The organism is Prodigiosinella aquatilis, assembly GCA_030388725.1.
GTDB lineage: Bacteria > Pseudomonadota > Gammaproteobacteria > Enterobacterales > Enterobacteriaceae > Prodigiosinella > Prodigiosinella aquatilis.
In genome coordinates, this window is record CP128857.1 from 3,958,062 (window position 1) to 3,981,283 (window position 23,222).

The 23,222-nt window shown below is 51.2% G+C and carries 23 protein-coding genes and 2 pseudogenes; 16 read left to right on the forward strand and 9 right to left on the reverse strand.

The genetic code is table 11. The annotated features are described in order from the left end of the window. Positions 1-43: 43 nt before the first annotated feature. The 3 genes and pseudogenes from PCO85_18435 to PCO85_18445 all read left to right on the forward strand — a co-directional run bounded on the left by PCO85_18435 (position 44) and on the right by PCO85_18445 (position 3,613). A complete protein-coding gene (locus PCO85_18435) occupies positions 44-1,210 on the forward strand; it encodes a transporter substrate-binding domain-containing protein (GenBank protein WJV53139.1) in 1,167 nt (388 codons plus the stop codon). Beyond that, complete coding sequence (locus PCO85_18440; GenBank protein WJV53140.1) at positions 1,200-1,838, forward strand: ANTAR domain-containing protein; 639 nt, start codon at positions 1,200-1,202, stop codon at positions 1,836-1,838. Before PCO85_18435 ends, PCO85_18440 begins: the two co-directional genes overlap by 11 nt. A gap of 42 nt (positions 1,839-1,880) precedes the next feature. After that, a pseudogene (locus PCO85_18445) lies at positions 1,881-3,613 on the forward strand (nitrilase-related carbon-nitrogen hydrolase). A gap of 40 nt (positions 3,614-3,653) precedes the next feature. On the opposite strand, the gene fklB reads toward PCO85_18445, so the two are convergent. Beyond that, on the reverse strand, positions 3,654-4,274 hold the full coding sequence (gene fklB / locus PCO85_18450; protein ID WJV53141.1) for an FKBP-type peptidyl-prolyl cis-trans isomerase: 621 nt from the start codon (positions 4,272-4,274) through the stop codon (positions 3,654-3,656). 252 nt (positions 4,275-4,526) lie between these two features. Here fklB and PCO85_18455 point away from each other — a divergent pair, with 252 nt between their 5' ends. Then, a complete protein-coding gene (locus PCO85_18455) occupies positions 4,527-5,210 on the forward strand; it encodes a LysM-like peptidoglycan-binding domain-containing protein (GenBank protein ID WJV53142.1) in 684 nt (227 codons plus the stop codon). Positions 5,211-5,317: 107 nt separating this feature from the next. Here the strand turns inward: PCO85_18455 and rplI are convergent, their stop codons facing one another. From rplI to rpsF, 4 genes are read right to left on the reverse strand one after another with little or no spacing between them, the layout of a single operon-like run. Next, complete coding sequence (rplI, locus tag PCO85_18460; protein WJV53143.1) at positions 5,318-5,770, reverse strand: 50S ribosomal protein L9; 453 nt, start codon at positions 5,768-5,770, stop codon at positions 5,318-5,320. Positions 5,771-5,811: 41 nt separating this feature from the next. After that, entirely contained in the window at positions 5,812-6,039 is a 228-nt protein-coding gene (rpsR, locus tag PCO85_18465) for a 30S ribosomal protein S18 (protein WJV53144.1), read from the reverse strand. Between the two features lie 4 nt (positions 6,040-6,043). Next, on the reverse strand, positions 6,044-6,364 hold the full coding sequence (gene priB / locus PCO85_18470) for a primosomal replication protein N (protein ID WJV53145.1): 321 nt from the start codon (positions 6,362-6,364) through the stop codon (positions 6,044-6,046). Between the two features lie 5 nt (positions 6,365-6,369). Beyond that, on the reverse strand, positions 6,370-6,762 hold the full coding sequence (gene rpsF / locus PCO85_18475; GenBank protein WJV53146.1) for a 30S ribosomal protein S6: 393 nt from the start codon (positions 6,760-6,762) through the stop codon (positions 6,370-6,372). 259 nt (positions 6,763-7,021) lie between these two features. Between rpsF and bsmA the strand changes: the two genes are divergently transcribed. After that, positions 7,022-7,384, forward strand: a complete 363-nt coding sequence (gene bsmA / locus PCO85_18480; GenBank protein ID WJV53147.1) for a biofilm peroxide resistance protein BsmA — start codon at positions 7,022-7,024, stop codon at positions 7,382-7,384. A 233-nt stretch (positions 7,385-7,617) separates the two neighbouring features. On the opposite strand, the gene rlmB is transcribed toward bsmA, so the two are convergent. The 3 genes from rlmB to nsrR all read right to left on the reverse strand — a co-directional run bounded on the left by rlmB (position 7,618) and on the right by nsrR (position 11,354). Continuing rightward, a complete protein-coding gene (rlmB, locus tag PCO85_18485; GenBank protein ID WJV53148.1) occupies positions 7,618-8,349 on the reverse strand; it encodes a 23S rRNA (guanosine(2251)-2'-O)-methyltransferase RlmB in 732 nt (243 codons plus the stop codon). Between the two features lie 85 nt (positions 8,350-8,434). Further along, positions 8,435-10,888, reverse strand: a complete 2,454-nt coding sequence (gene rnr / locus PCO85_18490) for a ribonuclease R (protein WJV53149.1) — start codon at positions 10,886-10,888, stop codon at positions 8,435-8,437. Between the two features lie 40 nt (positions 10,889-10,928). Beyond that, on the reverse strand, positions 10,929-11,354 hold the full coding sequence (nsrR, locus tag PCO85_18495) for a nitric oxide-sensing transcriptional repressor NsrR (GenBank protein ID WJV53150.1): 426 nt from the start codon (positions 11,352-11,354) through the stop codon (positions 10,929-10,931). 405 nt (positions 11,355-11,759) lie between these two features. Here nsrR and PCO85_18500 point away from each other — a divergent pair, with 405 nt between their 5' ends. The 4 genes from PCO85_18500 to codA all read left to right on the forward strand — a co-directional run bounded on the left by PCO85_18500 (position 11,760) and on the right by codA (position 17,448). Beyond that, on the forward strand, positions 11,760-13,349 hold the full coding sequence (locus PCO85_18500; protein WJV53151.1) for a methyl-accepting chemotaxis protein: 1,590 nt from the start codon (positions 11,760-11,762) through the stop codon (positions 13,347-13,349). A 362-nt stretch (positions 13,350-13,711) separates the two neighbouring features. Beyond that, entirely contained in the window at positions 13,712-14,974 is a 1,263-nt protein-coding gene (gene codB / locus PCO85_18505; protein WJV53152.1) for a cytosine permease, read from the forward strand. Positions 14,975-14,977: 3 nt separating this feature from the next. Next, on the forward strand, positions 14,978-16,213 hold the full coding sequence (locus tag PCO85_18510; GenBank protein WJV53153.1) for a PucR family transcriptional regulator ligand-binding domain-containing protein: 1,236 nt from the start codon (positions 14,978-14,980) through the stop codon (positions 16,211-16,213). Then, on the forward strand, positions 16,210-17,448 hold the full coding sequence (gene codA / locus PCO85_18515) for a cytosine deaminase (GenBank protein WJV53154.1): 1,239 nt from the start codon (positions 16,210-16,212) through the stop codon (positions 17,446-17,448). The genes PCO85_18510 and codA overlap by 4 nt, the downstream gene beginning before the upstream one ends. Positions 17,449-17,624: 176 nt before the next feature. Here the strand turns inward: codA and PCO85_18520 are convergent, their stop codons facing one another. Beyond that, entirely contained in the window at positions 17,625-18,617 is a 993-nt protein-coding gene (locus PCO85_18520; GenBank protein WJV53155.1) for a type IV pilus twitching motility protein PilT, read from the reverse strand. A gap of 39 nt (positions 18,618-18,656) precedes the next feature. On the opposite strand from PCO85_18520, the gene PCO85_18525 reads away from it, so the two are divergent. The 7 genes and pseudogenes from PCO85_18525 (at position 18,657) to PCO85_18555 (ending at position 23,136) form a co-directional block, all read left to right on the forward strand. Beyond that, on the forward strand, positions 18,657-19,370 hold the full coding sequence (locus PCO85_18525; GenBank protein ID WJV56136.1) for a YggS family pyridoxal phosphate-dependent enzyme: 714 nt from the start codon (positions 18,657-18,659) through the stop codon (positions 19,368-19,370). Between the two features lie 24 nt (positions 19,371-19,394). Then, positions 19,395-20,216: a pyrroline-5-carboxylate reductase gene (gene proC / locus PCO85_18530; GenBank protein WJV53156.1), complete on the forward strand. Its 822-nt coding sequence runs from the start codon at positions 19,395-19,397 to the stop codon at positions 20,214-20,216. Between the two features lie 52 nt (positions 20,217-20,268). Continuing rightward, a complete protein-coding gene (locus PCO85_18535; GenBank protein ID WJV53157.1) occupies positions 20,269-20,823 on the forward strand; it encodes a YggT family protein in 555 nt (184 codons plus the stop codon). Continuing rightward, positions 20,820-21,110, forward strand: a complete 291-nt coding sequence (gene yggU / locus PCO85_18540; GenBank protein WJV53158.1) for a DUF167 family protein YggU — start codon at positions 20,820-20,822, stop codon at positions 21,108-21,110. The genes PCO85_18535 and yggU overlap by 4 nt, the downstream gene beginning before the upstream one ends. A gap of 17 nt (positions 21,111-21,127) precedes the next feature. Beyond that, positions 21,128-21,721 carry an RdgB/HAM1 family non-canonical purine NTP pyrophosphatase gene (rdgB, locus tag PCO85_18545; protein WJV53159.1) on the forward strand — a complete coding sequence of 198 codons (594 nt, stop codon included), beginning with the start codon at positions 21,128-21,130 and terminating at the stop codon, positions 21,719-21,721. Then, positions 21,714-22,852 (forward strand): annotated as a pseudogene (gene hemW, locus PCO85_18550) (radical SAM family heme chaperone HemW). The gene rdgB and the pseudogene hemW overlap by 8 nt, the downstream one beginning before the upstream one ends. A gap of 155 nt (positions 22,853-23,007) precedes the next feature. Then, entirely contained in the window at positions 23,008-23,136 is a 129-nt protein-coding gene (locus PCO85_18555; protein WJV53160.1) for an entericidin A/B family lipoprotein, read from the forward strand. Positions 23,137-23,222 lie beyond the last annotated feature (86 nt).

Sequence of the window (23,222 nt, forward strand, 5' to 3'; positions counted from 1 at the left end):
TTCGGCGTCTCGTTACCCTTTTACCAACCTAAAGCGAGTCATTATGGGGCTTTCAACACCAATCAACATCGGCTTGCTGTACTCGTCCAGTGGTGTCACCGCGCTGCTGGAACAGTCTCAGCTACGGGGAGCACTGCAAGCCATTGACGAGATCAATCAGGCCGGGGGGCTCCACGGACGTCCCCTGCAAGCGATTCACCTTGATCCATTATCAGACAATGCCCGCTTTCGAACATTGGCAGAACAGCTGATTGTGGAACATCAGGTGAATGTCATTTTCGGCGGCTACACGTCCAGCAGCCGCAAAGCCATGTCACCTGTGGTGGAAAAATATCAGCGCCTGCTGTTCTATTCTCAGTTATATGAAGGTTTTGAATTTTCGGAAAACATTTTCTATGGCGGGGCGGCACCAAACCAGAATTGCCTGCAACTGGAAGATTACCTTTCCAGCCATTTTGGCGCCCGGGTATTCATGATCGGCTCACGTTACATCTATCCCTATGAATGCAACCGGAATATGCAAGAGTTGCTGTTACAACGAGATGATGGCGCGGTGATAGGTGAACGCTATTTGGACCTGAATGCCTCTTATGACGCGTTTCTACCCATCATGGAAGAAGTACGCAAAAAACAACCAGACTTTATTTTCAGTACGGTCATCGGCCAAACCGTTCCCTATCTATACCGGGCTTACTATGAGGCAGGGCTCGATCCGGAGAAAATGCCTATCGGTAGTCTGAACACGTCCGAGACGGAAATTGCAGTGATGGGAGCAGACATGGCGGCGGGGCATATCACCTCGTCCCCGTATTTTCAAAGCATTGCCACACCAGCCAACCAAATGGCATTGACCACATTTCGGCAAATGTTCGGCTCGACACTGACCACGGACATGAACTGGGAAGCCACTTACAGCCAGGTACATCTGTTCGCTAACGCTATGGGCGCTTGCGGCAGTGATGCCCTGCCGAAATTGCTGCCCGCACTGTGCGGTAGTGAATTTAACGCTCCCCAGGGACGGATATGCATCGACCCGCTTAACCACCATACCGGATTGTATCCACGTATCGGAAAAGCCAACCCAACCGGCCAGTTCACTATCTTGCGGGAATCACGACGGATTGTCCCTCCCGATCCTTACATGACCAATCAGGTACAGGGAGACTGGGTCACCAAACTGTCAAAAGTGGAGTATCCCCATGCGCCATAACCCACTTAATAACAATACCACCACCCTATTGCTCAGCCGGGAAGTCCGTTGTGTCGTTCTTCATCCCAATGACGAGGACGGTGAAACGCTAACCAAACATCTGCGCCGCATGGGGTTCAAGGTTCGGGCCTTCTGGCCGATTCCGGAACGATTACCAACGGACACTGACGTCATTTTTTTCACGCCGCAATCGGATCAACCGGAATTGGACACCCCCTGGATGGATCACCGCCGCCATGCACTGATTTCGGTGATTACCTATGAAAACCCGACGTTTATCGATCAAGCGTTAAACATGGGGGCCGGTGCCATCATCACCACGCCTATCCGCGCATCAGGTCTGCTCTCCTCCATGGTGATGGCACTACATCATACCCAGCGACACCGATGCATGGCGGAACGTTTCGAAAGACTGGAAAAGAAAATGCAAGGGATTCGCTACGTCAGCGAAGCCAAAGCGATTCTGATGCGTATGCATGGCATCAGTGAGGTGCGTGCTTATGAAATTTTACGCCATCAGGCCATGGACAAACGTATCACTGTGGAAGAGATGGCTTGCGCACTGATGCAAGCCAATGATGTGTTTTCCATGACAACCCCTAATGCGCTTGCTACCAAAAAAGGCTGACAGCAAACCGCATCCCTGAATCCTATTTTAAGAGGAAACATAATGCCTACTCCCTCTTTTCTTGCCGCTGCCGTGCAGTTCGAACCCAGGTTATTCGACAAGAAAGCCAATATTGACAGTCTGTTTTCACTGGTGGAACAAGCCGCGCAACAAGGCGCCAGACTCATCACTACCCCAGAAATGGCCACTACCGGTTACTGTTGGTACGACCGGGAGGAAATTGCCGATCAAGTGGAAACCGTGCCCGGACGCACGACAGAACGGTTTACCGAACTGGCGAAACACTATCAATGTTACATCGTGCTGGGTATGCCAGAGCTTGAAGCGGCAACAGGGCTTTACTACAACAGCGCTGTATTAATTGGTCCTGATGGCGTCATGGGTTGCCACCGCAAAAGTCATCCCTATATTTCGAACCCAAATGGGCCGCCACAGGCGAGGAACACCGGGTGTTTGATACCCCGTTGGGCCGCATTGGTATGCTGATCTGCATGGATATTCATTATGTGGAAACTGCACGACTGCTGGCATTGGCCGGGGCAGATATTATCTGCCATATCAGCAACTGGTTAGCGGAACGAACTCCTGCGCCATATTGGATCAGCCGAGCCATGGAAAACAGCTGTTACCTGCTGGAAAGTAACCGCTGGGGACAGGAACGAGGCGTGCAGTTCAGCGGTGGGAGTTGCATCATTGCGCCGGACGGCCATATTCTGGATGTGGTAGATCAGGGTAATGGCATCGCCTACGCCATGCTGGATATTATCAACCGCCCACGACAGGTGCTGGGGGAAGCTGTTTTTCAGCAACGCCGCCCCGCGCTCTATCATCAGTTGCTAAGTGATAGTTTCTTATGGAATCCAACTGACTTCTTCAAACTCTACGATCACCGTCCGCTACCACCCGGCAAACAAAGCCACCTCTCGGTGGTTCAGTTCTCTCCTGATAACGACATTGAACACAACAGTAAACGTATGGTAACGCTGGCTCGACAAGCCATCGAACAGCAGCACAGTGACCTGATCGTCTTTCCCGAACTGGCGCTCACCGGTTATGACAACCCGGAAAATCGGGCCATCACGCTAGCGTCGCCGTATCTCCAACCCTTGTTGCATCTGGCCATGACCCAGCGTGTCTGGCTGGTATTCGGCATGGCCGAAAAGATCGGTGAAAACCGCTATAACGCTCAGGTGTTGCTCGGCCCGGAAGGCGTGGTCGGTTGTTATCGCCAACTGCACATTCCCACGACTTATCAACAGTGGGCCAGTGCAGGTGAACAATGGGGTGTTTTTGATACTGCTGTCGGTCGTATTGGGCTACTACTGGGACATGATGCACTATTTCCCGAATCGGCCCGCATTCTGGCCTTGATGGGATGCGATATCGTAGCCTGCTCAGCTGCGTTGGATGGCGGATTTACCGATAAGCATACCGGCAGCCGGGTGGCACAAAACTACCCGATCCCCACAGGGGCTGACCCGCTTCACTGGCACTTATTCCGTACACGGGCTGGAGAAAACAACCTCTATCTGGCCCTGGCAAACCGAGTAGAACCCAAGTCAGGAATCGGCGGGTACAGTGGTCTGTTCGGACCGGAAACCTTTCATTATCCCAGAGATGAGCAAGTGTTATGGCAGGAGGAAGGCGTTACGACAACACTACAGGTGGATACCACGTCACTGGCCGGAAGCGCTTATCCCACCAATGTGGTCAGGCGCAAAGATCTGGTAGCCATGCGACAGGTTCATCACTATCGTCCCATGCTGACCAGATGACGAGCAGCCGGACATCAGTCTGGATGTCCGGCATGACTATTTACAGAATTTCCAGCAATTCAACTTCAAAAATCAACGCACTGAATGGCGGAATAGAGGCACCTGCGCCACGTTCGCCATACGCTAGATTATGCGGGATATAGAGTTCCCATTTAGAACCGGCTGGCATCAGGGTCAGCGCTTCAATCCAGCCGGGGATCACACCATTTACCGGAAACTCGGCAGGCTGACCGCGCTCTACCGAACTGTCAAATACCGTTCCGTCAATCAAACGCCCAGTATAATGTACCCGGACACGATCCTGGCGCGACGGAATCTCACCTTCGCCCTGGGTCAGGACCCGGAACTGTAGACCAGACTCTGTACTGCTTACGCCTTCCTGCTGTGCGTTTGCTTCCAGAAAATGTTGTCCTTCAACAGCCAACGCCTGCTGACGGTCACGTCGCACGGCATCTGCACGCTCATGAACCTCACGCAGCGCACGATGTACTACGTCTACAGGCACTGCTGGCACTTTTCCTTCTATCGCGTCACGCAAGCCAGCAACCAGCGCTTCGGGAATTAATCCCTCCAAACCTGATTCCTGCAACTGTTGACCAACCTGTAAACCTATACCATAACTTGCCTGCGCTTCTACACTTTCATAAGAAGGGGTTGTCATTGATGTTCCTTTAATCTGTAAAATACTGAGAGCGAAGCATAACAGCGCGGCGTTTAGGGGTAAAATCCTCTGTGCAGACGGTTATAGTTTATTTCACAAACCAGAATGATACTGGCATCCGACAGCTATCAAAGAATAGACTGACCAAAGTACATCTTATGCTGTGCATCAAATGGTTAACTGGTCATCATTCATCAATTACCGATATACTTAATCTGTTATTACTTTTATACGGTTTTAAGAGAGGTCACCATGGGCAGAATCGCGCCCAGGAGAGAAAAAGCCACCCGGAATCGCCACATCTTGTGGCAATCTCGCCTGTGTTTTTTCCGGCAGAGACGGATACAAACTGGCACGACAGGTGAGCATAAAGAAACGGATACCGCTTCTGCTGCACTTCTCATTATTCGGCAAATAAAAATGTCACTGAATCATATCTGGCATCTTTCTGATGGTTACCATTGGATGGATCCACTGCCTCACTTCCATCGTCGCTGGATTTTAATCGCCACCGGCTTTCTGCTGTTGGTTCTGCTATGGCCTTATTCATCCCCACAATCACCCCTACAATCACATCAGGAGTCCGGATCCATACCACTGACGATGGGAAACATACCAATGCAGGCAAAACTGGTCGATAACATGCCTGCACCTGAGGCATCGACTACAAACAATCAGTGGAAGAACTACCAGATTGTTGCCGGGCAAACGCTGGCGCAATTATTTCGGGATAATAATCTGCCGGTAAATGATGTATTTGCCATGGCGCAGGTAGAAGGGCGCAATAAACCACTCAACAATCTCCACGCTGGGCAGAAGATAAAGCTGCAACTTAACGCACAAGGCATGGTAAGTGAGTTGGAAATTGAAACACCGGAAAATCAGGTTATCCAGTTTGTCCGGCAGCAGGATGGCTCATTCATCCGTACCCGTTAATGGTGATGGCAATAGTGCGAGGCCATTAATGTAATGGTGTGGGTATGTATCCCAAAATGCAAAACGCTGGCCTAAGCCAGCGTTTCACTCGTTATCTTCAGCGCTAATTACACTTCAGCAACGACAACAACATTCAGCGTAGCAAATACATCGCTGTGTACCTGGAAGCTCACTTCGTGATCGCCCAGAGTACGCAGAACGCCGTTCGGTAAACGAACTTCGCTCTTGGCAATGTCAACACCCGCCGCAGTTACCGCATCAGCGATATCACGGGTACCGATAGAACCAAACAATTTACCTTCATCGCCTGCTTTAGACGCGATGGTAACGGTGCCCAGCTCGGTGATTTTAGCAGCGCGTGCTTCGGCAGCCGTCAGAACTTCTGTCAGCTTGGCTTCCAGTTCAGCGCGGCGAGTTTCAAAGAACTCTACGTTTTTCTTGGTTGCCGGCACAGCTTTACCCTGCGGAACCAGAAAGTTACGAGCATAACCCGATTTAACATTTACCTGGTCACCCAGGCTGCCCAGGTTTGCTACTTTATCAAGCAGAATAACTTGCATTACCTTATCCTCTCAAAGTCTCGTTAATGGACAGTGGCCGATTACTGATGACGATCAGTGTACGGCAACAAAGACAGGTAGCGCGCGCGCTTGATCGCACGAGCCAGTTGACGCTGGTATTTTGCACGGGTACCGGTAATACGGCTTGGTACAATTTTACCACTTTCAGTGATGTAGTTTTTCAGCGTAGCGATGTCTTTATAGTCGATCTCTACAACGCCTTCCGCGGTGAAACGGCAGAACTTGCGACGACGGAAATAACGTGCCATTTGGCTAGTCTCCAGAATCTATCAATTCAATCTGCTCGGCATGTAACACAACTTTACTCAGCCCATTACGCCCTTGGTGGCAACTAATGAAACCGTAGACAGTAAGTTGCATGCCGACCGTTATACTGTGGGTAAATGCTTGTGACTCGCGTCCACTGACAATCACGGGCATACGACACCATGCTTGTCGGTTGAATCCGGCTTCCTTCTGCATTGAGCGGTGCTCAAGCACAAACTGACAGTGAGGAATACCCGAAGGACTGACTTTTCGAATAGGTGTCTTGCACACCGTGCCTGACAGCACCAGACGATTAGTCGTCACCACAACAATTACTCTTCAGAATCCCCAGCTTCGGCACCTTCGCCAGCTTCAGCGAAATCATCACGACGCTCACGGCGTTCGTCTTTCGCTTTCACCATTGGAGATGCTTCAGTTACCGCGTGTTTAACGCGCATAATCATGCTACGGATAACGGCGTCGTTGAAGCGGAAGTTAGTTTCCAGCTCGTCGATCACTTCCTGCGGAGCCTCAACGTTCATCAGAACATAATGAGCCTTGTGCAGTTTGTTGATCGGATAAGCCAGTTGACGGCGGCCCCAGTCTTCCAGACGGTGAATCTGACCTTGTACATTGGTGATAGCACCAGTGTAACGTTCGATCATGCCTGGAACCTGTTCGCTTTGGTCAGGATGAACCATAAAAACGATTTCGTAATGACGCATCAAATTGCTCCTTACGGATTATTCAGCCTCCTGTCAGGGTCAGCCGCGGCCCATGGAAGCAAGGAACGTGTTATATGATCGGCTGAAAAAATGACGCGTAATTATAGGTGCCAGCGATAGGGAACACAAGGAACATTACAGATTAATCAGCCAATGGAGGTAATTTTCCTGATGATATTCTTGAACCCTGCTCCGCTATGGTATCGACCATCCGCCAGAACAGATACACTGTGAATTACCCTCGGGAAAATAGGAGCCTATGATGAAGATACACACTCTTGCTATTCCTATCCTGCTGATTATGTTACTGGCCGGATGTAGCGTGTTTGAGGGAAAACCCGTTCCACCGCCACCGCCAGGCAAGCACGCCATTGAAGTTAGCCGGGCACAAACTTACTCGCTGAAAAAATTCGGAACAGTTTCCGTTACTGTACGTGGCGGCCCGGATGATGCTGATCGGGAAATTCAGCGTCAGGCCGATGCCCGTGGTGCGGATTACTATCTGATCGTCATGAAAACCGATGGTGATGGCATAATCTCGGAGCTTTGGCATGCCTATGCCGTGCTGTACCACTCCGCGTCGAGTTCATCCGTGAAACCCGCTTCCACATCGTCGTTTTAACAGGGCGTGAGAGTAAGTAATGAAACAAGCGATTACCATTTTTGTTCTGTTGAGATCAACATCGAAGAAAGAGACATGGCCGACCAAGAACTCGGTACTGTGGTGCATTATGGTACAGAAGAAACTCGCTGCTCAATAAAGGTAAATTACGGCGATTCGCCCCATGGAGGCAACCAGAGAAACGGGCAATAAAACACGCCAGTGATTAATTGCCCGCCACAGAAAAATCCGCTTCAGCTACGCTGACGCACCACCTCAAACAGGCAGATCCCCGTCGCCACAGAGACGTTCAAGGAAGAAACGCTACCCGCCATCGGGATGCTGATCAACTCGTCGCAATGCTCTCTGGTCAACCGGCGCATGCCCTCACCCTCGGCACCCATGACCAGCGCCAACGGGCCATTCAGTTTACTTTGGTACAACGTATGGTCAGCTTCCCCAGCCGTGCCCACAATCCAGATATTCTGTTCCTGCAGAAAACGCAGTGTACGCGCCAGATTAGTGACGCGGATCAGCGGTACATTTTCCGCTGCACCACAAGCTACTTTCTTCACTGTAGCGTTTAATTGGGCAGAACGATCACGTGGGACAATAACCGCATGGATGCCGGCAGCATCGGCGCTACGCAAGCAGGCACCGAGATTGTACGGATCCGTCACACCATCCAACACCAGTAGAAACGGTGTATCCAGTGACGACAACAAGTCGGGCAGATCATTTTCCTGATATTGCCGACCCTCCTTCACTCTGGCGACAATCCCCTGATGTACAGCGCCCTCGACTTTGGTATCCAGCCACTGACGGTTGGCAACCTGTATCGCGATACCGCTGGATTCCAGTTCCGCAATCAGCGGCTGCAAACGACGATCTTCACGTCCTTTTAGGATGAATACTTCCAGAAAGCGCTGAGGATCGCGCTCCAACAGGGCTTTAACCGCATGGATACCGTAAATAATTTCGCTCATTGATGCTCTTCAATAGTGGTAAACGGGCGGCAACCGCCCGCTATCATTTCAATCAATCATCGGCATATCACCGATACCACAGAGATCACTCTGCGGTTTTTTTGTTTGCCCGCTTTGCTTTGGTCGCGGCCGCAATTTTACGTGTTTTTTCCACGTTCTTTTTGGCTTTGTCCGTTTTCTTTTTCGGCTTGTCTGTCGACTTGGCCACGGTTTTGCCCTTCCGTTCTCCTTCATTACGGAACGCCTTATCCGGCTCAAAATTGGTACGCGGGCTTACCCGACGACGACGGGTAGGTTTTTCTTCCCGATCATTGCTTTTCCTGGTGCGCTCACGGGCGGTTTTCCCTTCTCCCCGCACTTTCCGGGTACTGGAAACCAGTGCAAAATCGATATTGCGTTCATCCATATGTACCGCTTCCACACGGATTTCCACTTCATCGCCCAGCCGATAAACCTGGCCACGGGATTCACCGATCAAACGCTGACCAACGTTATCATAACGATAGTAATCGTTATCCAGCGTGGAGACATGCACCAGGCCGTCGATGAAAAGATCGTTCAGGCGAACAAAGAAACCAAAACCCGTCACACTGGCAATAATACCGGTAAAGACGCTACCTACATGATCCTGCATGAAATCACATTTCAGCCAGTCCGATACATAACGAGTGGCTTCATCCGCACGGCGTTCAGTCATCGAACAGTGTTGGCCCAGTTGTAGCATTTCCTGGAAGTCACTGTGCCAGCCTCCGGTTGGAGTCCAACGTTCCTTACGTGCACCAAGCAGATATTTAATTGCACGATGCAGTGAAAGATCAGGATAACGACGAATCGGCGAAGTGAAATGCGCATACGACGTCAACGCCAGACCAAAGTGTCCGCGGTTTTCCGGATCGTACACCGCCTGCTTCATTGAGCGCAGCAGCATGGTTTGCAACATTTCATGATCGGGGCGTTCGGCGACCTCGTTCATCAACTCGGCGTAATCTTTCGGCTGCGGTTTCATGCCGCCTTTTAATGTCAGCCCCAGCTCTCCCAGCACACTGCGCAACGCCAGGACATGATCTTCACTCGGCTGATCATGCACACGAAATAATGCCGGCTCTTCGTTTTTCTCCACAAATCTGGCTGCCGAGATATTCGCCAGAATCATGCACTCTTCAATCAGTTTATGCGCATCGTTACGCACCACTGCCTCGACCCGCTCAATCCGGCGTTCGGCGTTAAAAATAAACTTGGCTTCTTCCGTTTCGAACGCAATACCGCCGCGGACATCCCGGGCATGTTCCAACACCTTATATAAACGGTGCAGTTCTTCCAGCGGCGTCACCAGTGAATGATACTGGGCGCGCAACTCTTCATCGCCCTGCAAAATATGCCACACCTTGGTATAGGTGAGACGGGCGTGGGAACTCATCACCGCTTCGTAGAATTTGTAAGACGTGAGTTTACCTTGCTCTGAGACCGTCATTTCGCACACCATACACAGACGATCTACCTGTGGATTCAGCGAGCACAGTCCATTGGAGAGCACTTCCGGCAGCATGGGAACAACTTGGGAAGGAAAGTAAACCGACGTGCCGCGGGCGTGAGCCTCGTTATCCAACGGGGTATTAGGCCGGACATAATAACTGACATCAGCAATAGCGACCCACAAACGCCAACCGCCACCACGTTTTTTCTCGCAGAAAACGGCGTCATCAAAATCACGGGCATCTTCACCATCAATTGTTACCAGTGGTAGTTCACGGAGATCCACCCGACCTTTCTTGGCATTTTCCGGCACCTCTTCAGCAAGATCACGTACTTGCTCTTCTACTTTAGGTGGCCAGGTATGCGGTATTTCGTTGGTGCGCAGGGCAATGTCTACCGCCAGCCCGGTGCCCATGTTGTCTCCGAGGATCTCGACGATTTTCCCTACCGCCTTGGTGCGGCGTGTAGCACGCTGAGTCAGCTCTACAACCACCACGAACCCCATCCGCGCACCGCCAATAAATTCCGGCGGGATCAGGATATCGAAACACAGGCGACTGTCGTCCGGCACGACAAAACCAGTACCAGCGTCAACAAAATAGCGGCCAACAATCTGCCCGGTACGAGGTTCAAGAATACGGACAATACGCCCTTCTCGGCGCCCCTTACGGTCTTCACCCAACGGTTGGGCTAATACGACATCGCCATGAATGGCAATTTTCATTTGCTCTGCCGATAAGTAGAGATCGTCCTTGCGACCTTCCACCCGCAGAAAACCATAACCATCGCGGTGACCAATAACCTTACCGCGCAGCAGATCCAGTTTTTCCGGCAGCGCATAGCACTGGCGACGGGTAAAGACCAACTGCCCATCACGTTCCATGGCCCGCAAGCGGCGGCGTAACGCTTCAAGCTGTTCATCGGTAGTTAATGCCAGATCAGTTGCCAACTCCTCACGGCTGATTGGCGTATCCCGCTTGGCAATGTGCGCCAGAATATATTCACGACTGGGAATTGGGGATTCGTATTTCTCTGCTTCTCGTTCCAAAAATGGATCTTTTGACATAGCGGTTCCTCCGTTGTCATCAGCAGGAGGCTGAACAAATTTATTCAACCAAAAGCAATTTGTAGAGCGGTGGGTTCTCTTTAACCATATCGGCGAGGGTATATTTATCCAGTTCCACCAAAAAGTTTTGCACCGCCTGTTGAAGCACCTGCTTTAACCGGCAGGCTGAAGTGATATGGCAAAATTCATGGCTACAGTTAACCAGTGCCAAAGGCTCCAGTTCACGAACCACATCACCGATGCGGATAGTGGCAGGATCTTTGCCCAGCCGTATGCCTCCGTTTTTACCTCGTATCGCGGTTACCAATCCGGCTCGGCTTAACTGATTGATGATTTTGACCATATGGTTACGTGAGACGCCATACACTTCAGTGACTTCTGAAATGCTGGTCATTCGCCCTTCTGGCAGTGACGCCATGTAAATCAGCGCCCGTAAACCATAATCCGTAAAGCTTGTTAACTGCACATAAACCTCTGGAACCTCAGGGTATCAATCGCTGGTATGTCAAGAGTACATGGTGATTTTCACCATAAACTATTAACAAGAACCAGGTATTACGCAATGGCACACATAAACACACTCTCGAAACACATGCTCATTTTTTATCGGTAGATGATAAACCAGCCGTAAACATCAGGGCTAATCATTTAATGCAAAGTAGAAACATCTTCTGCTTTTTAAAACAGAATTCACGTTAACGAGGCCAGCAATGTCGTAAAAGATAAGTGAAATGTTTTTCCATACACGATAATTATTTTGTTATGTTCTGAACGTATTATTACTGCAGAACATAGCGCCCAGCGATACCTTGCCACGTTCTGTCAATTATTCTTTATCTTCATTACCTGTACACCTTAGGAAAGGGACATCATGCGTCTGAGAAATATCTCCATCCGTGCCAGCTTATTGGTATTACTGTTACTCATCACACTTCTTCTGCTGATTGTCAGCGGCATGGGCATTCAGTCCATCAACAAAAGCCGGGAATCTCTCACCGCATTAAACCGGATTCAAGGCACACAATTAGGCGGGTTGATGGATGGCTATAACCTGACATTACGATCCAGAGCTTCGGCCACGCTGGCTGTGCGTAAAATCGAGATAGGCCTGCTGGACGTCGGCGCCAAAGAAACCGAACGACTGGGGAACTATATCCAGCAATCCGAGAAGGTCCTCAAGCAGTTTAGCGAGGCAAAAAGCGAAAACAAACAAGAACAATTGCTTGCACAAAAAGTACTGAAAAGCTATCAGGCCTATCTTGCACAAGGGCTGAAACCCATGTACGAGGCGCTGGAAAAACAGTATACCGATGAATATTACACCCTGCTGGAAAATAGCCTCACGCCGCTGAATGATACGTTTGAACAATCCATTCAGGATTTCCACACCTATGCCCAACAGCTCTCCGATGCCCGGATTCAGGAAGCCGCACATGACGAAAAGCTCATGCTGCTATTGATTGGCATTGCCTGCGCACTCTCTGTGGTGATGGTGTTGCTTGCCTGGGTCGCACTGCGCCACATGCTGTTAAAACCATTGGATCGCGCCATTGAACAATTGGAGCTGGTCGCTGCCGGTGATCTGACACACCGGATCTCACAAGGAGGAACCAATGAGCTGGGACGGCTCAGCGATGCAATTGATCGTATGCAAATGGCGCTACTGGGTTCGGTCAGCCAAGTGCGCGATGCCAGCGTTCAGATCGATAATGGCAGCCGGGAGCTGTTCGCCGGGAATAGCCATCTGGCTGAACGCACGGAGGAATCCGTGGCCGCACTGGAACAAACGGCAGCCAGCCTGGAAGAGCTGAGTGCCACTGTGAAGCGCAATGCCGACAATGCCGAGCTGGCGCATCAGTTAACCAATAAAGCCTCTGACACGACCGATCGCGGCAATGAATCGGTCTGTTATGTGATCGAAAAAATGCAGGAAATCTCCAATAGCGCCAAACGTATCAGTGACATTCTGGGCGTCATTGATGGTATCGCGTTCCAGACCAATATTCTGGCGCTAAATGCGGCGGTAGAAGCGGCCCGTGCCGGCGAACAGGGTAAAGGCTTTGCGGTGGTAGCAGGCGAAGTGCGTAATCTGGCGCAGCACAGTGCCCAGGCGGCCAAAGAGATTCGAACGCTGATTATGGATTCCCAGTCACGCGTGTCGGAAGGGTTGGATCTGGCATCAACTGCGGGTGAAACCATGGATGATGTCTCTCAGGAAATTAGCCGTGTTACCAGTCTGATGAAGGAAATTTCGTATGCTTCGCAGGAACAGCATCTCGGCATTGAACAGGTGAATGTGGCGTTTACGCAAATCGACAAGGTCGCGCAACAGAACGCCTCGTTGGTAAAAGCCTCCGCCACCACGACACAGTTACTGGAAGAACAATCACGTCAGCTGATCCAGGCGATGGGGATGTTTCACATTGAAGAGAACACACCGTTGCTGAGTCAGGCCAATTGATCAACACACATCACTACCACTCATGACGAAACTGCCCTATGTAAAAGGGCCGTATGGAAATGTAAATCAGGACTATTATTGAATTGGAGTGATTATCCTCATCGTTCTTCAAGATGAGGGATATATACAACATCAACCGGTCTCTTTTTTTGCGGCCCACCTTCAGTGCATTGCTCAGCATAATGCACAGAAAGTGGGCAATAATTAGCAAAAAAAACCATTAAACAATGCGTTTTGCACAATAGTCATTGTGCTGATTGCCCTCTTCCTGTACATACAAAAATAGGCACGCTTATTGCTCTATTCCCTCTGATTGTTATTGCTTTCATCTCTGTCAGAGAGAGTGAACCAGAGGAAAAATCATGTCTGAACAAACCGAATTTCCCTTAAGCGAAACCCCGAAAGAGGGCCGCAGAGGGCTATTATCCATTTCCATGGTGTTGTTCAGCTTCACCTTTTTTACCGGTACCATGTTTGCTGGGGGGAAGCTGGGCGTCGCGTTTCCGCTTGTAGATATGCTGTGGATCGCCATTATCGGCAACCTGCTACTGGCCTTATATGCTGCGTCATTGGCACTGGTTGCCGCGCGCAGCGGGCTGAACGCTGTCCTGATGGGACGATTCTGCTTTGGCGAAATAGGCAGCAAGCTTTCCGATTTTCTGCTGGGCTTTGCCGAATTGGGTTGGTATGCCTGGGGCACCGCGACAGTCGCCATCACGCTGGTCAGACTGCTGGCGTTGCCAGCCGAATTCACACAACCACTGATGGTGCTGTTCGGACTCGGTTTTTCCATTACGGCATTGGTGGGTTATAAAGGATTGGATATATTGTCACGCATCTCTGTACCACTGATGTTCATCATGCTGGTGGTATCGATGTGGATCGCCACGGGAGACGCCGGTGGCTGGCAAGGTTTGACAGGTAAGATGCCGGCGAAAACCATGACCTGGTCGGTGGCCATTACCATGGTTTTCGGCACATTTGCCAGCGGTGCCACGCAGGCCACCAACTGGACCCGACTGGCGCGCAGTGGCAAGGTTGCCGTTACCGCCAGTATGATCAGCTTTCTCGGCGGCAACGGCCTGATGATTATTTCTGGTGCCTACTGCGCGATTGTCTATCAACAGGCGGATATCGTGGCAGTCATGATGTTACAAGGGCTTTCTATCGCTGCCGTCATCATGCTATGCCTGAATCTGTGGACTATTCAGGGCCCGACCATTTACAACGTTTCCGCGGCGGCCTGCCATCTGCTACGTACCGAACGTCGCCGCACATTGACGCTGATCAGCGCGGGAGTCGGCATTCTGCTGGCACTTGGCGGTATGTATGAAATGCTGATCCCTTTCCTGGTACTACTGGGGTCAATCATTCCCCCGATCGGCGGTGTCATCATGGCTGACTACTGGTTTCGTTATCGCGGACAGTACCCCGCCATTCGGCAAACAGTCTTGCCACGCTTTAATGTAACCGGGTTGAGCGCCTACGCTATCGGCGCACTGCTGGCCTATTTCTCACCGTGGATTGCGCCGTTGGTAGGAATTGCCGCCTCCGCAACCAGCTATCTGCTCCTTACGATGATCATCAGGCGCGCCACACCTTCTGTGGCGGCGCAGGGAGAATAGCGCATGAGTCTGTCCGTCAGTGAGATTATGGTACTACCAGGACTTGAGGAATTAACGCTGCGTGCCGGCCAAAGCAAAATTCACCGGCCGGTACGTTGGTATTATGTGGCAGAAAACGAAGGAATTGCTGAGTGGGTTATGGGCGGGGAACTGGTATTCGTGACCGGTATAAACCATCCTCGTGACGAGGCGAACCTGCAACAGTTAGTGCGTGAAGGATACCAGTGCGGTATTGCCGGGATGGTGATCCTCACTGGCGAACCCTTCATTCACGCTATTCCCGATTCGGTGATTATGTTGGCGAATCAGTTGGGTATCCCATTGATTGAGCAACCTTACCTGCTCAAGATGGTGATCGTGACGCAACTTATTGGTACTGCCTTGGTACAGCGGGAAACCTTGTTGCGTTCACAGCGCGACATTCTGGTCCAGTTGCTCACCGGCGACTACCCCAGTATTGATATAGCCAGTCTGCGGGCTAATAACTTGCAACTGATGCTTGATCGCCCGCATCGTGTCATCTCACTACGGCTTTCCGGCATTCAGACCTTGTTTGCTACCCAAACACCCGCTATTGCCGAAAGCAGACTTCAACTGATACGCCAGCGAGTACAACAGCGGTTGGAAGAGTACCTGGCCGATGTTGAAGGCGCTTTACCGTTAATTGTGCTGGGAGATTTATACATTCTGCTGTTACCCAGTAATAGTGTACTGTTTCAGCCAGACAAACTGTGGTTACAGCAGGTGCAGCAAACTCTCGGCACCGATATTCAGCCATTGATGCTGTTAGGCGGTCTTTCATCAGTAGTGGCTTCGGCTCATCAATATCGACGGGGATTAACGGAGGCTCGCCAGGCGCTCGACGTTGCTGAAAGCATGCAACCGGAAAAAGGCTGGTGTGATTACAATGAACTTGGCGTACTCAAACTACTGACAGCGGTAAGTGAACCAGCGCTGGTCACTCAGTTTGTGAAAGAGACGCTCGGCATGCTATTCGAAAGCAACCGAAAACATCCCGATCTGCTAATTGAAACACTGGATGCAGTTCTGCAGGAAAACGGTAATCTGATCAAAGCGGCGGAACGGCTGGCTATCCACCGTAATACGCTGCATCAGCGACTACAGCGTATCGAACAGCGATCCGGGCAATCACTCAATGACCCACAATTTCGGTTAAATGCGTCAGTAGCCTTACTGGTCTGGCGCATGTCTAATGCGCAACAGCAGGAGCTATTATGAAATTGATTAACGCCAGCCTACGGCATCAACAGGGTTTCCATACCCTCCGGTTACAGAACGGGTTGATTGCTGCCATCGAACCGCAAACCGGACGACTAGCGCCAGAAAGCGACGCCATTGATGCTAACGGCCAGTTGGTCATTCCACCACTGGTGGAGCCACATATTCACCTGGACGCCACATTAACTGCCGGGGAACCGGAATGGAACATGAGCGGTACGCTGTTTGAAGGTATAGAGCGTTGGAGCCAACGTAAGGCGACCATGACCCACAATGATATCAAACAGCGGGCGCATACCACGATCGGCATGCTGCGGGATCACGGCATTCAACATGTACGTACCCACGTGGACGTTACTGATCCGTCGTTGGCCGCTTTGCGGGCCATGCTGGAGGTAAAGGAAGAAGCCCGCGGCCTGATCGATCTGCAAATCGTGGCGTTTCCGCAAGAGGGCATTGAGTCGTTTGCCAATGGTCGCCGCTTAATGGAGCAAGCGATTGAAATGGGTGCTGATGTCGTCGGTGGCATTCCACATTTTGAAAATACCCGTGAGCAGGGTGTCAGTTCGGTAAAATTTCTGATGGACCTGGCTGAACGCACCGGTTGTCTGGTTGACGTTCACTGCGACGAAACCGACGACCCCCAATCCCGCTTTCTTGAAGTATTGGCGGAGGAGGCCCGGGTTCGCGGTATGGGACAACGCGTTACCGCCAGTCATACCGTTGCGATGGGTTCCTATGACAATGCCTACTGCTCCAAACTGTTTCGGCTACTGCGTTTATCAGACATCAACTTTATTTCTTGCCCGACGGAAAGCATTCACCTGCAAGGACGTTTCGATACCTTCCCCAAACGACGCGGCGTCACCCGAGTGGCAGAACTCGACCGCGCGGGCCTGAACGTGTGTTTTGGGCAGGATTCCATCAAAGATCCCTGGTATCCGCTGGGCAACGGAAACATCCTGCGCATACTGGATGCCGGATTGCACATTTGCCATATGATGGGATATCAGGATTTGCAACGTTGTCTGGACTTCGTAACCGATAACAGCGCCGTTGCCATGCATCTGGGTGAACGCTATGGCATTGTCGTTGGACGTCCGGCAAATCTGCTGATTCTTGATGCGGAAAATGATTACGAAGCGGTACGACATCAAGCCAAAGCACGGCTTTCCATCCGCCACGGTAAAGTGATTATGCGGCGCATTCCAGAGCAAATTGGTTATGGTCAATAGCATCTTCTGACATCGCAGGCATGATGTTTATATTACCGTAGCGTCATCATCAGATGTCCGCTGCTCGCGGACATCTGATGATGGGATGATACCTGTTTCCAATAGTGAAATAAGAAAGATACAAGATAGGCGCAAATAGCCATAGCGTATGTTGAATTGACACTCATCATCGTTATCTATAATTCGCCTTCCCGACAACGCTGCTGACGGCTTTGCTCAAAGGTTTGCATGCCCAATTGCCCACCGGTTTGCAACAAACTGGGGAGTTGATGGGTTTTGCCTTCCCGGATCAGATTACTAACGGCAGGCGTTACCATCAATATTTCAAACAGCGCAATACGCCCGCCTCCGACTCCCGGCATCAGTTTTTGTGCTACCACCGCTTGTAAACTCGCTGCCAGTTGGGTACGCACAAACGCTTTTTCATCGACGGGAAACACATCCACCAATCGTTCTACCGCCTGCACAGCGCTACGGGTGTGTAGTGTGGCCAGCACCAGATGTCCGGTTTCTGCAGCCGTCAATGCCAGCCGGATAGTCTCGGCATCCCGTAATTCCCCCAGTAACAGCACATCTGGGTCTTCTCGCAGTGCTGCCCGCAATGCCGCGTTAAATGACTCACTGTGCCGACCTATTTCACGCTGCTGAATCAGACATTGCTGGCTGGTATGAAGAAACTCGATGGGATCTTCCAGTGTGATGATATGCCGTGAACACCGCTGGTTCAGTGCATCGATCATCGCCGCCAATGTGGTGGACTTGCCACTGCCGGTGGCGCCGGTCACCAGAACCAGTCCATCTGGACGCTCAGCCAACTCCGCGACAATCGGTGGCGTTTTCAGCGCGGAAAGCGAAGGATGGGAGGCAGGGATCAACCGCAGTGCAATAGAAAGGCCGTGCCGTTGCATAAACAGATTCACCCGCAAACGCTGCCCCTCCGGCAAGGTGAGTGCGCAATCAACCTGCCCGCACTGTTGTAATTGCTGCTGATGAACAGGTTCCAGCCAGCGTTCACACCAACATTCCAGTTGATCTGATTTCAAGTTCGGCATGCTATTGTCCATTCTCAGCACACCATCAATACGCTGTACCGGCGGATGTCCGCTACACAGGTGCAGATCAGAGGCATTCTGTTTTACACTACACCTCACCCATTCATGCACATCCATAGATAAGCCTCCTGAATAACTATGAGTACGAACCTCACTATGAGCACTATCCAGCAGAATCTACAGGACGTCAGGCTGCGAATCTCAGCGGCAGTTGAACATTGCGCGCGGGTACCAGAAGAAGTGACGTTGCTTGCTGTCAGCAAAACCAAACCTGTGACAGCCATCGAAGAAGCCATCCTTGCCGGGCAGCGTGCGTTTGGTGAAAACTACGTTCAGGAAGGGGTGAATAAAATCCATTACTTCCGGGAACACCAACCACAGACACAACTGGAATGGCACTTTATCGGTCCGTTGCAGTCGAATAAAAGTCGTCTGGTCGCGGAGAACTTTGACTGGTGCCACACCATTGACCGCCTGCGTATCGCCCAACGGTTGAGCGAACAGCGCCCGGCTTCACTGCCGTCGCTCAATGTTCTGTTACAGATTAATATCAGCCATGAACAGAGCAAATCCGGCATTATGGTCGACGAACTGCCTGAACTGGCCGCTAAAGTTGCGGCTTTGCCCCATATGTGTCTGCGTGGTTTGATGGCTATTCCGGCACCGGAAACCGATCACCAGCACCAGTTGGCCGTATTCCAGCAGATGTCGGTACTTTTTCAACAGCTCAAGGCTACCTATCCCCATATCGACACGCTGTCCATGGGAATGACGGATGATATGGCGGCGGCAATTGAGGCAGGCAGTACGCTGGTTCGGATCGGCACCGCTATTTTTGGCGCGCGTGATTATTCGTCACCAGCCGCTTAACTATTTGAAAAAAAGAGAATCTGTATGGAGTACCGTAAAATAGCGTTCATTGGAGCGGGGAATATGGCACAGGCCATTATTGCCGGCTTGGTTGATAGCGGGTATCCCGCGCAATATATCAGCGTATGTGCGCCTTCAACCCTACACCGCGATGCGTTGGCGGCACGCTATGGCGTCATCAGTAGCGATGATAATATCAGTTGCGCGCAGCAGGCCGAGGTCGTCGTACTGGCGGTAAAACCGCAACTGATGGCAACCGTATGCGAACCACTATCACAGCAGGTGGATTTCAGTCACAAGCTGGTATTGTCGATTGCGGCAGGCATTAGTGTCGCCCGTTTTCAATCCATACTGGATGAAAAATTAAATATCGTGCGGATTATGCCCAATACGCCATCACTGGTAGGGAAAGGCATGAGCGGCCTTTACGCCCCGACAACGGTCAGCGATGCCGATCGGACGTTTACCGCCAGCCTGATGAGCAGTGTTGGTAAAGTGTGCTGGGTGGAGGAAGAAACCCAGATTAACGGTATTATTGCAGCGGCGGGCAGCGCTCCAGCCTATTTTTTCCTGTTGATGGAAGCCATGCAGGAAGAGGCGATACGTCAAGGGTTCGATCCGGATACCGCACGCCTGCTCGTGCAGCAGTCAGCTTGCGGCGCAGCGGCGCTGGTCGAAGCCAACCCTGGAACGTCTCTGGCTACCCTGCGTGAGAATATCACCTCCAAAGGCGGCACGACGGCTGAGGCCTTACGGGTATTTAATGAACGGCAGTTAACACAAACGGTTGCCGATGCCATGCAGGCAGCGGTAATTCGTGCAAAAGAAATGGAAAAGCTGTTTTAATGACGGTAATTTCATCGGAATTATCCCTGTTAATTAAGGAATTATTGCCTCTATGCTTACCTTGACTTTTCTGGTCAAAACGTTGGTTGACCTCTATGTAATGGTACTGCTGCTACGTATCTGGATGCAGTGGTCTCGCAGCGATTTTTATAACCCGCTCTCTCAGCTCGTGGTGAAGCTGACCCAACCGATAGTGGGACCACTACGTCGGATTATTCCGTCACTGGGCCCGATTGACAGTTCATCGCTACTGGTGGCTTTCCTGCTGACGACCCTGAAATATCCGCTACTGTTACTGATTCAGGTAGGGGCATTTTCGTTGAGCCCGGTGAATCTGCTGGTTGGTCTGCTGTCACTGCTGAAATCAGCGGGATATCTGGTGTTCTGGATGATCATCATTCGTTCACTGATGAGCTGGGTAAGTCAGGGCCGTAGCCCGGTGGACTATCTGCTGTATCAACTGACGGAACCGATGATGTCGCCGATCCGCCGTATTCTGCCGGTGATGGGCGGGCTGGATTTCTCAGCCATGGTGGTTATCCTGATTCTGTACATGCTGAATTATCTGGGCATGGATCTGTTTCCGGGGCTGTGGTTCCTGCTGTGAGTGCCGTTACTCGCTGCGACAATGGGCTGGTAATTCAACTGTATATCCAGCCGAAAGCCAGCCGCGACCTCATTGTCGGTTTACATGGCGACGAACTGAAAGTCGCCATTACCGCCTCGCCGGTTGACGGCCAGGCCAATGCGCATCTGATCAAATTTCTCGCCAAGCAGTTTCGCGTCGCCAAAGGGTTGGTAACGATCGAAAAAGGTGAACTTGGGCGTCATAAGCAGATTAAAATCGTTAATCCGCAAACTATCCCGGCGACTGTCGCGGAACTTATTCAATAACATCGCAGGAATAACACATGCAAAAAGTGGTTTTGGCTACGGGTAATACCGGTAAGGTGCGTGAACTCGCCAGTCTACTGACAGCTTTTGGTCTGGATATCGTGGCGCAAACCGAACTGGGTGTCGATTCTGCCGAAGAAACCGGCCTGACTTTCATTGAGAACGCGATTCTGAAGGCACGCCATGCCGCAAAAATCACGGGTTTACCCGCCATTGCCGATGACTCTGGTCTGGCAGTTGACGCATTGGGTGGCGCACCGGGGATCTACTCTGCCCGCTACGCCGGAGATGCAGCCAGTGACCGGCAAAATCTGGAGAAACTGTTAGTCACGCTGAAAGACGTGCCAGATGAACAGCGATCCGCCAGTTTCCACTGTGTACTGGTCTATTTGCGTCACGCGGAAGATCCAACACCACTGGTGTGTCATGGACGCTGGCCCGGCATCATCACCCATGCTGCTGCTGGAGAAGGCGGATTCGGTTACGATCCAATCTTTTATGTTCCTGAACTGGGAAAAACTTCCGCCGAACTGAGCCGCGCCGAAAAGAACCTCCATTCACACCGTGGACAGGCATTACGCCTGCTGCTGGACGCATTGCGCCATGCTTAAGCTACCGCCACTCAGCTTGTACATTCATATTCCCTGGTGTGTACAGAAGTGCCCGTACTGCGACTTCAATTCTCACGCGTTGAAAGGTGATGTACCACATCAGGAATACGTGGAACATCTGCTAGCGGATCTGGATGCCGATTTACCGCTTGCCAGCGGTCGGCCTCTGCATTCCATTTTTATTGGCGGCGGCACCCCCAGTCTACTCAGCGCCGACGCCATGCAACATTTGCTGGACGGTGTACGGGCGCGCTTACCACTGGAGGAAAACGCCGAAGTTACCATGGAGGCCAATCCCGGAACAGTAGAAGCCGAACGCTTCAGTGGCTACCAGCGCGCGGGCATTAATCGCATTTCCATCGGTGTGCAGAGTTTCAGTGCGGAAAAACTGACCCGACTAGGGCGCATTCACGGCCCACAAGAGGCCAAACGTGCGGCACAATTAGCATCAGAACTTGGTTTACGCAGTTTCAATCTTGATCTGATGCACGGCTTGCCGGATCAATCGCTGGAAGATGCACTGGACGATCTACACCAGGCGATAGCACTTAATCCACCGCATCTGTCGTGGTATCAGCTCACAATCGAGCCCAACACGCTATTTGGCTCGCGCCCCCCGCCTTGCCGGACGATGACGCCTTGTGGGAAATTTTCGAACGTGGTCACCAGTTACTGAGTCATGCAGGCTATCAACAATACGAAACCTCCGCCTATGCCAAACCGGGCTACCAGTGCCAACATAACCTCAACTACTGGCGTTTCGGCGACTATTTGGGTATTGGCTGCGGTGCGCATGGCAAACTGACATTTATGGATGGGCGGATTATGCGTACCGTTAAAACCCGGCATCCACGCGGCTATATGCAAGGGAATTACCTGCACCAGACGAATGATGTTGCTGCCAAGGAGCGCCCGTTTGAGTTTTTCATGAACCGTTTTCGTCTGCTGGAACCTGCGCCACGTGCGGATTTCATTGCCTATACCGGGTTAACGGAAGATACCATCCGGCCACAGATCGAGATGGCGATCACACAGGGATATGTGATCGAAACAGACAGCCACTGGCAGATTACCGAACACGGAAAACTGTTTCTTAATTCATTGCTGGAACTGTTTCTGGACGATGAATGACGATAACCTCAGTGATATCAGGCGGTATCCTTGGTTTATCGGAAATAGCTGAAACACACGAGTACCTTGAGTAGCTCACCACACCATATTGAATTTCCTTGCTGAAATATGACAAAGTGGGCACAGAATTCAAACCGAGATAACAGGTAACAATTATGAAAATAATGAAATTACTGGCGGTAGTGCTGTTGATGACCACAACGTTAAGCGGCTGTAATACCACACGCGGCTTTGGTCAGGATGTGGAGAAACTGGGCAGTAAGATTTCCCATTCAGCCAGCTAATTGCGTCATTGCTGATATCCCGCTATTAACCCTCGGCACCCACGCCGGGGGCTATTTTTTCGCTAAGATGCGGTAATAACATCACA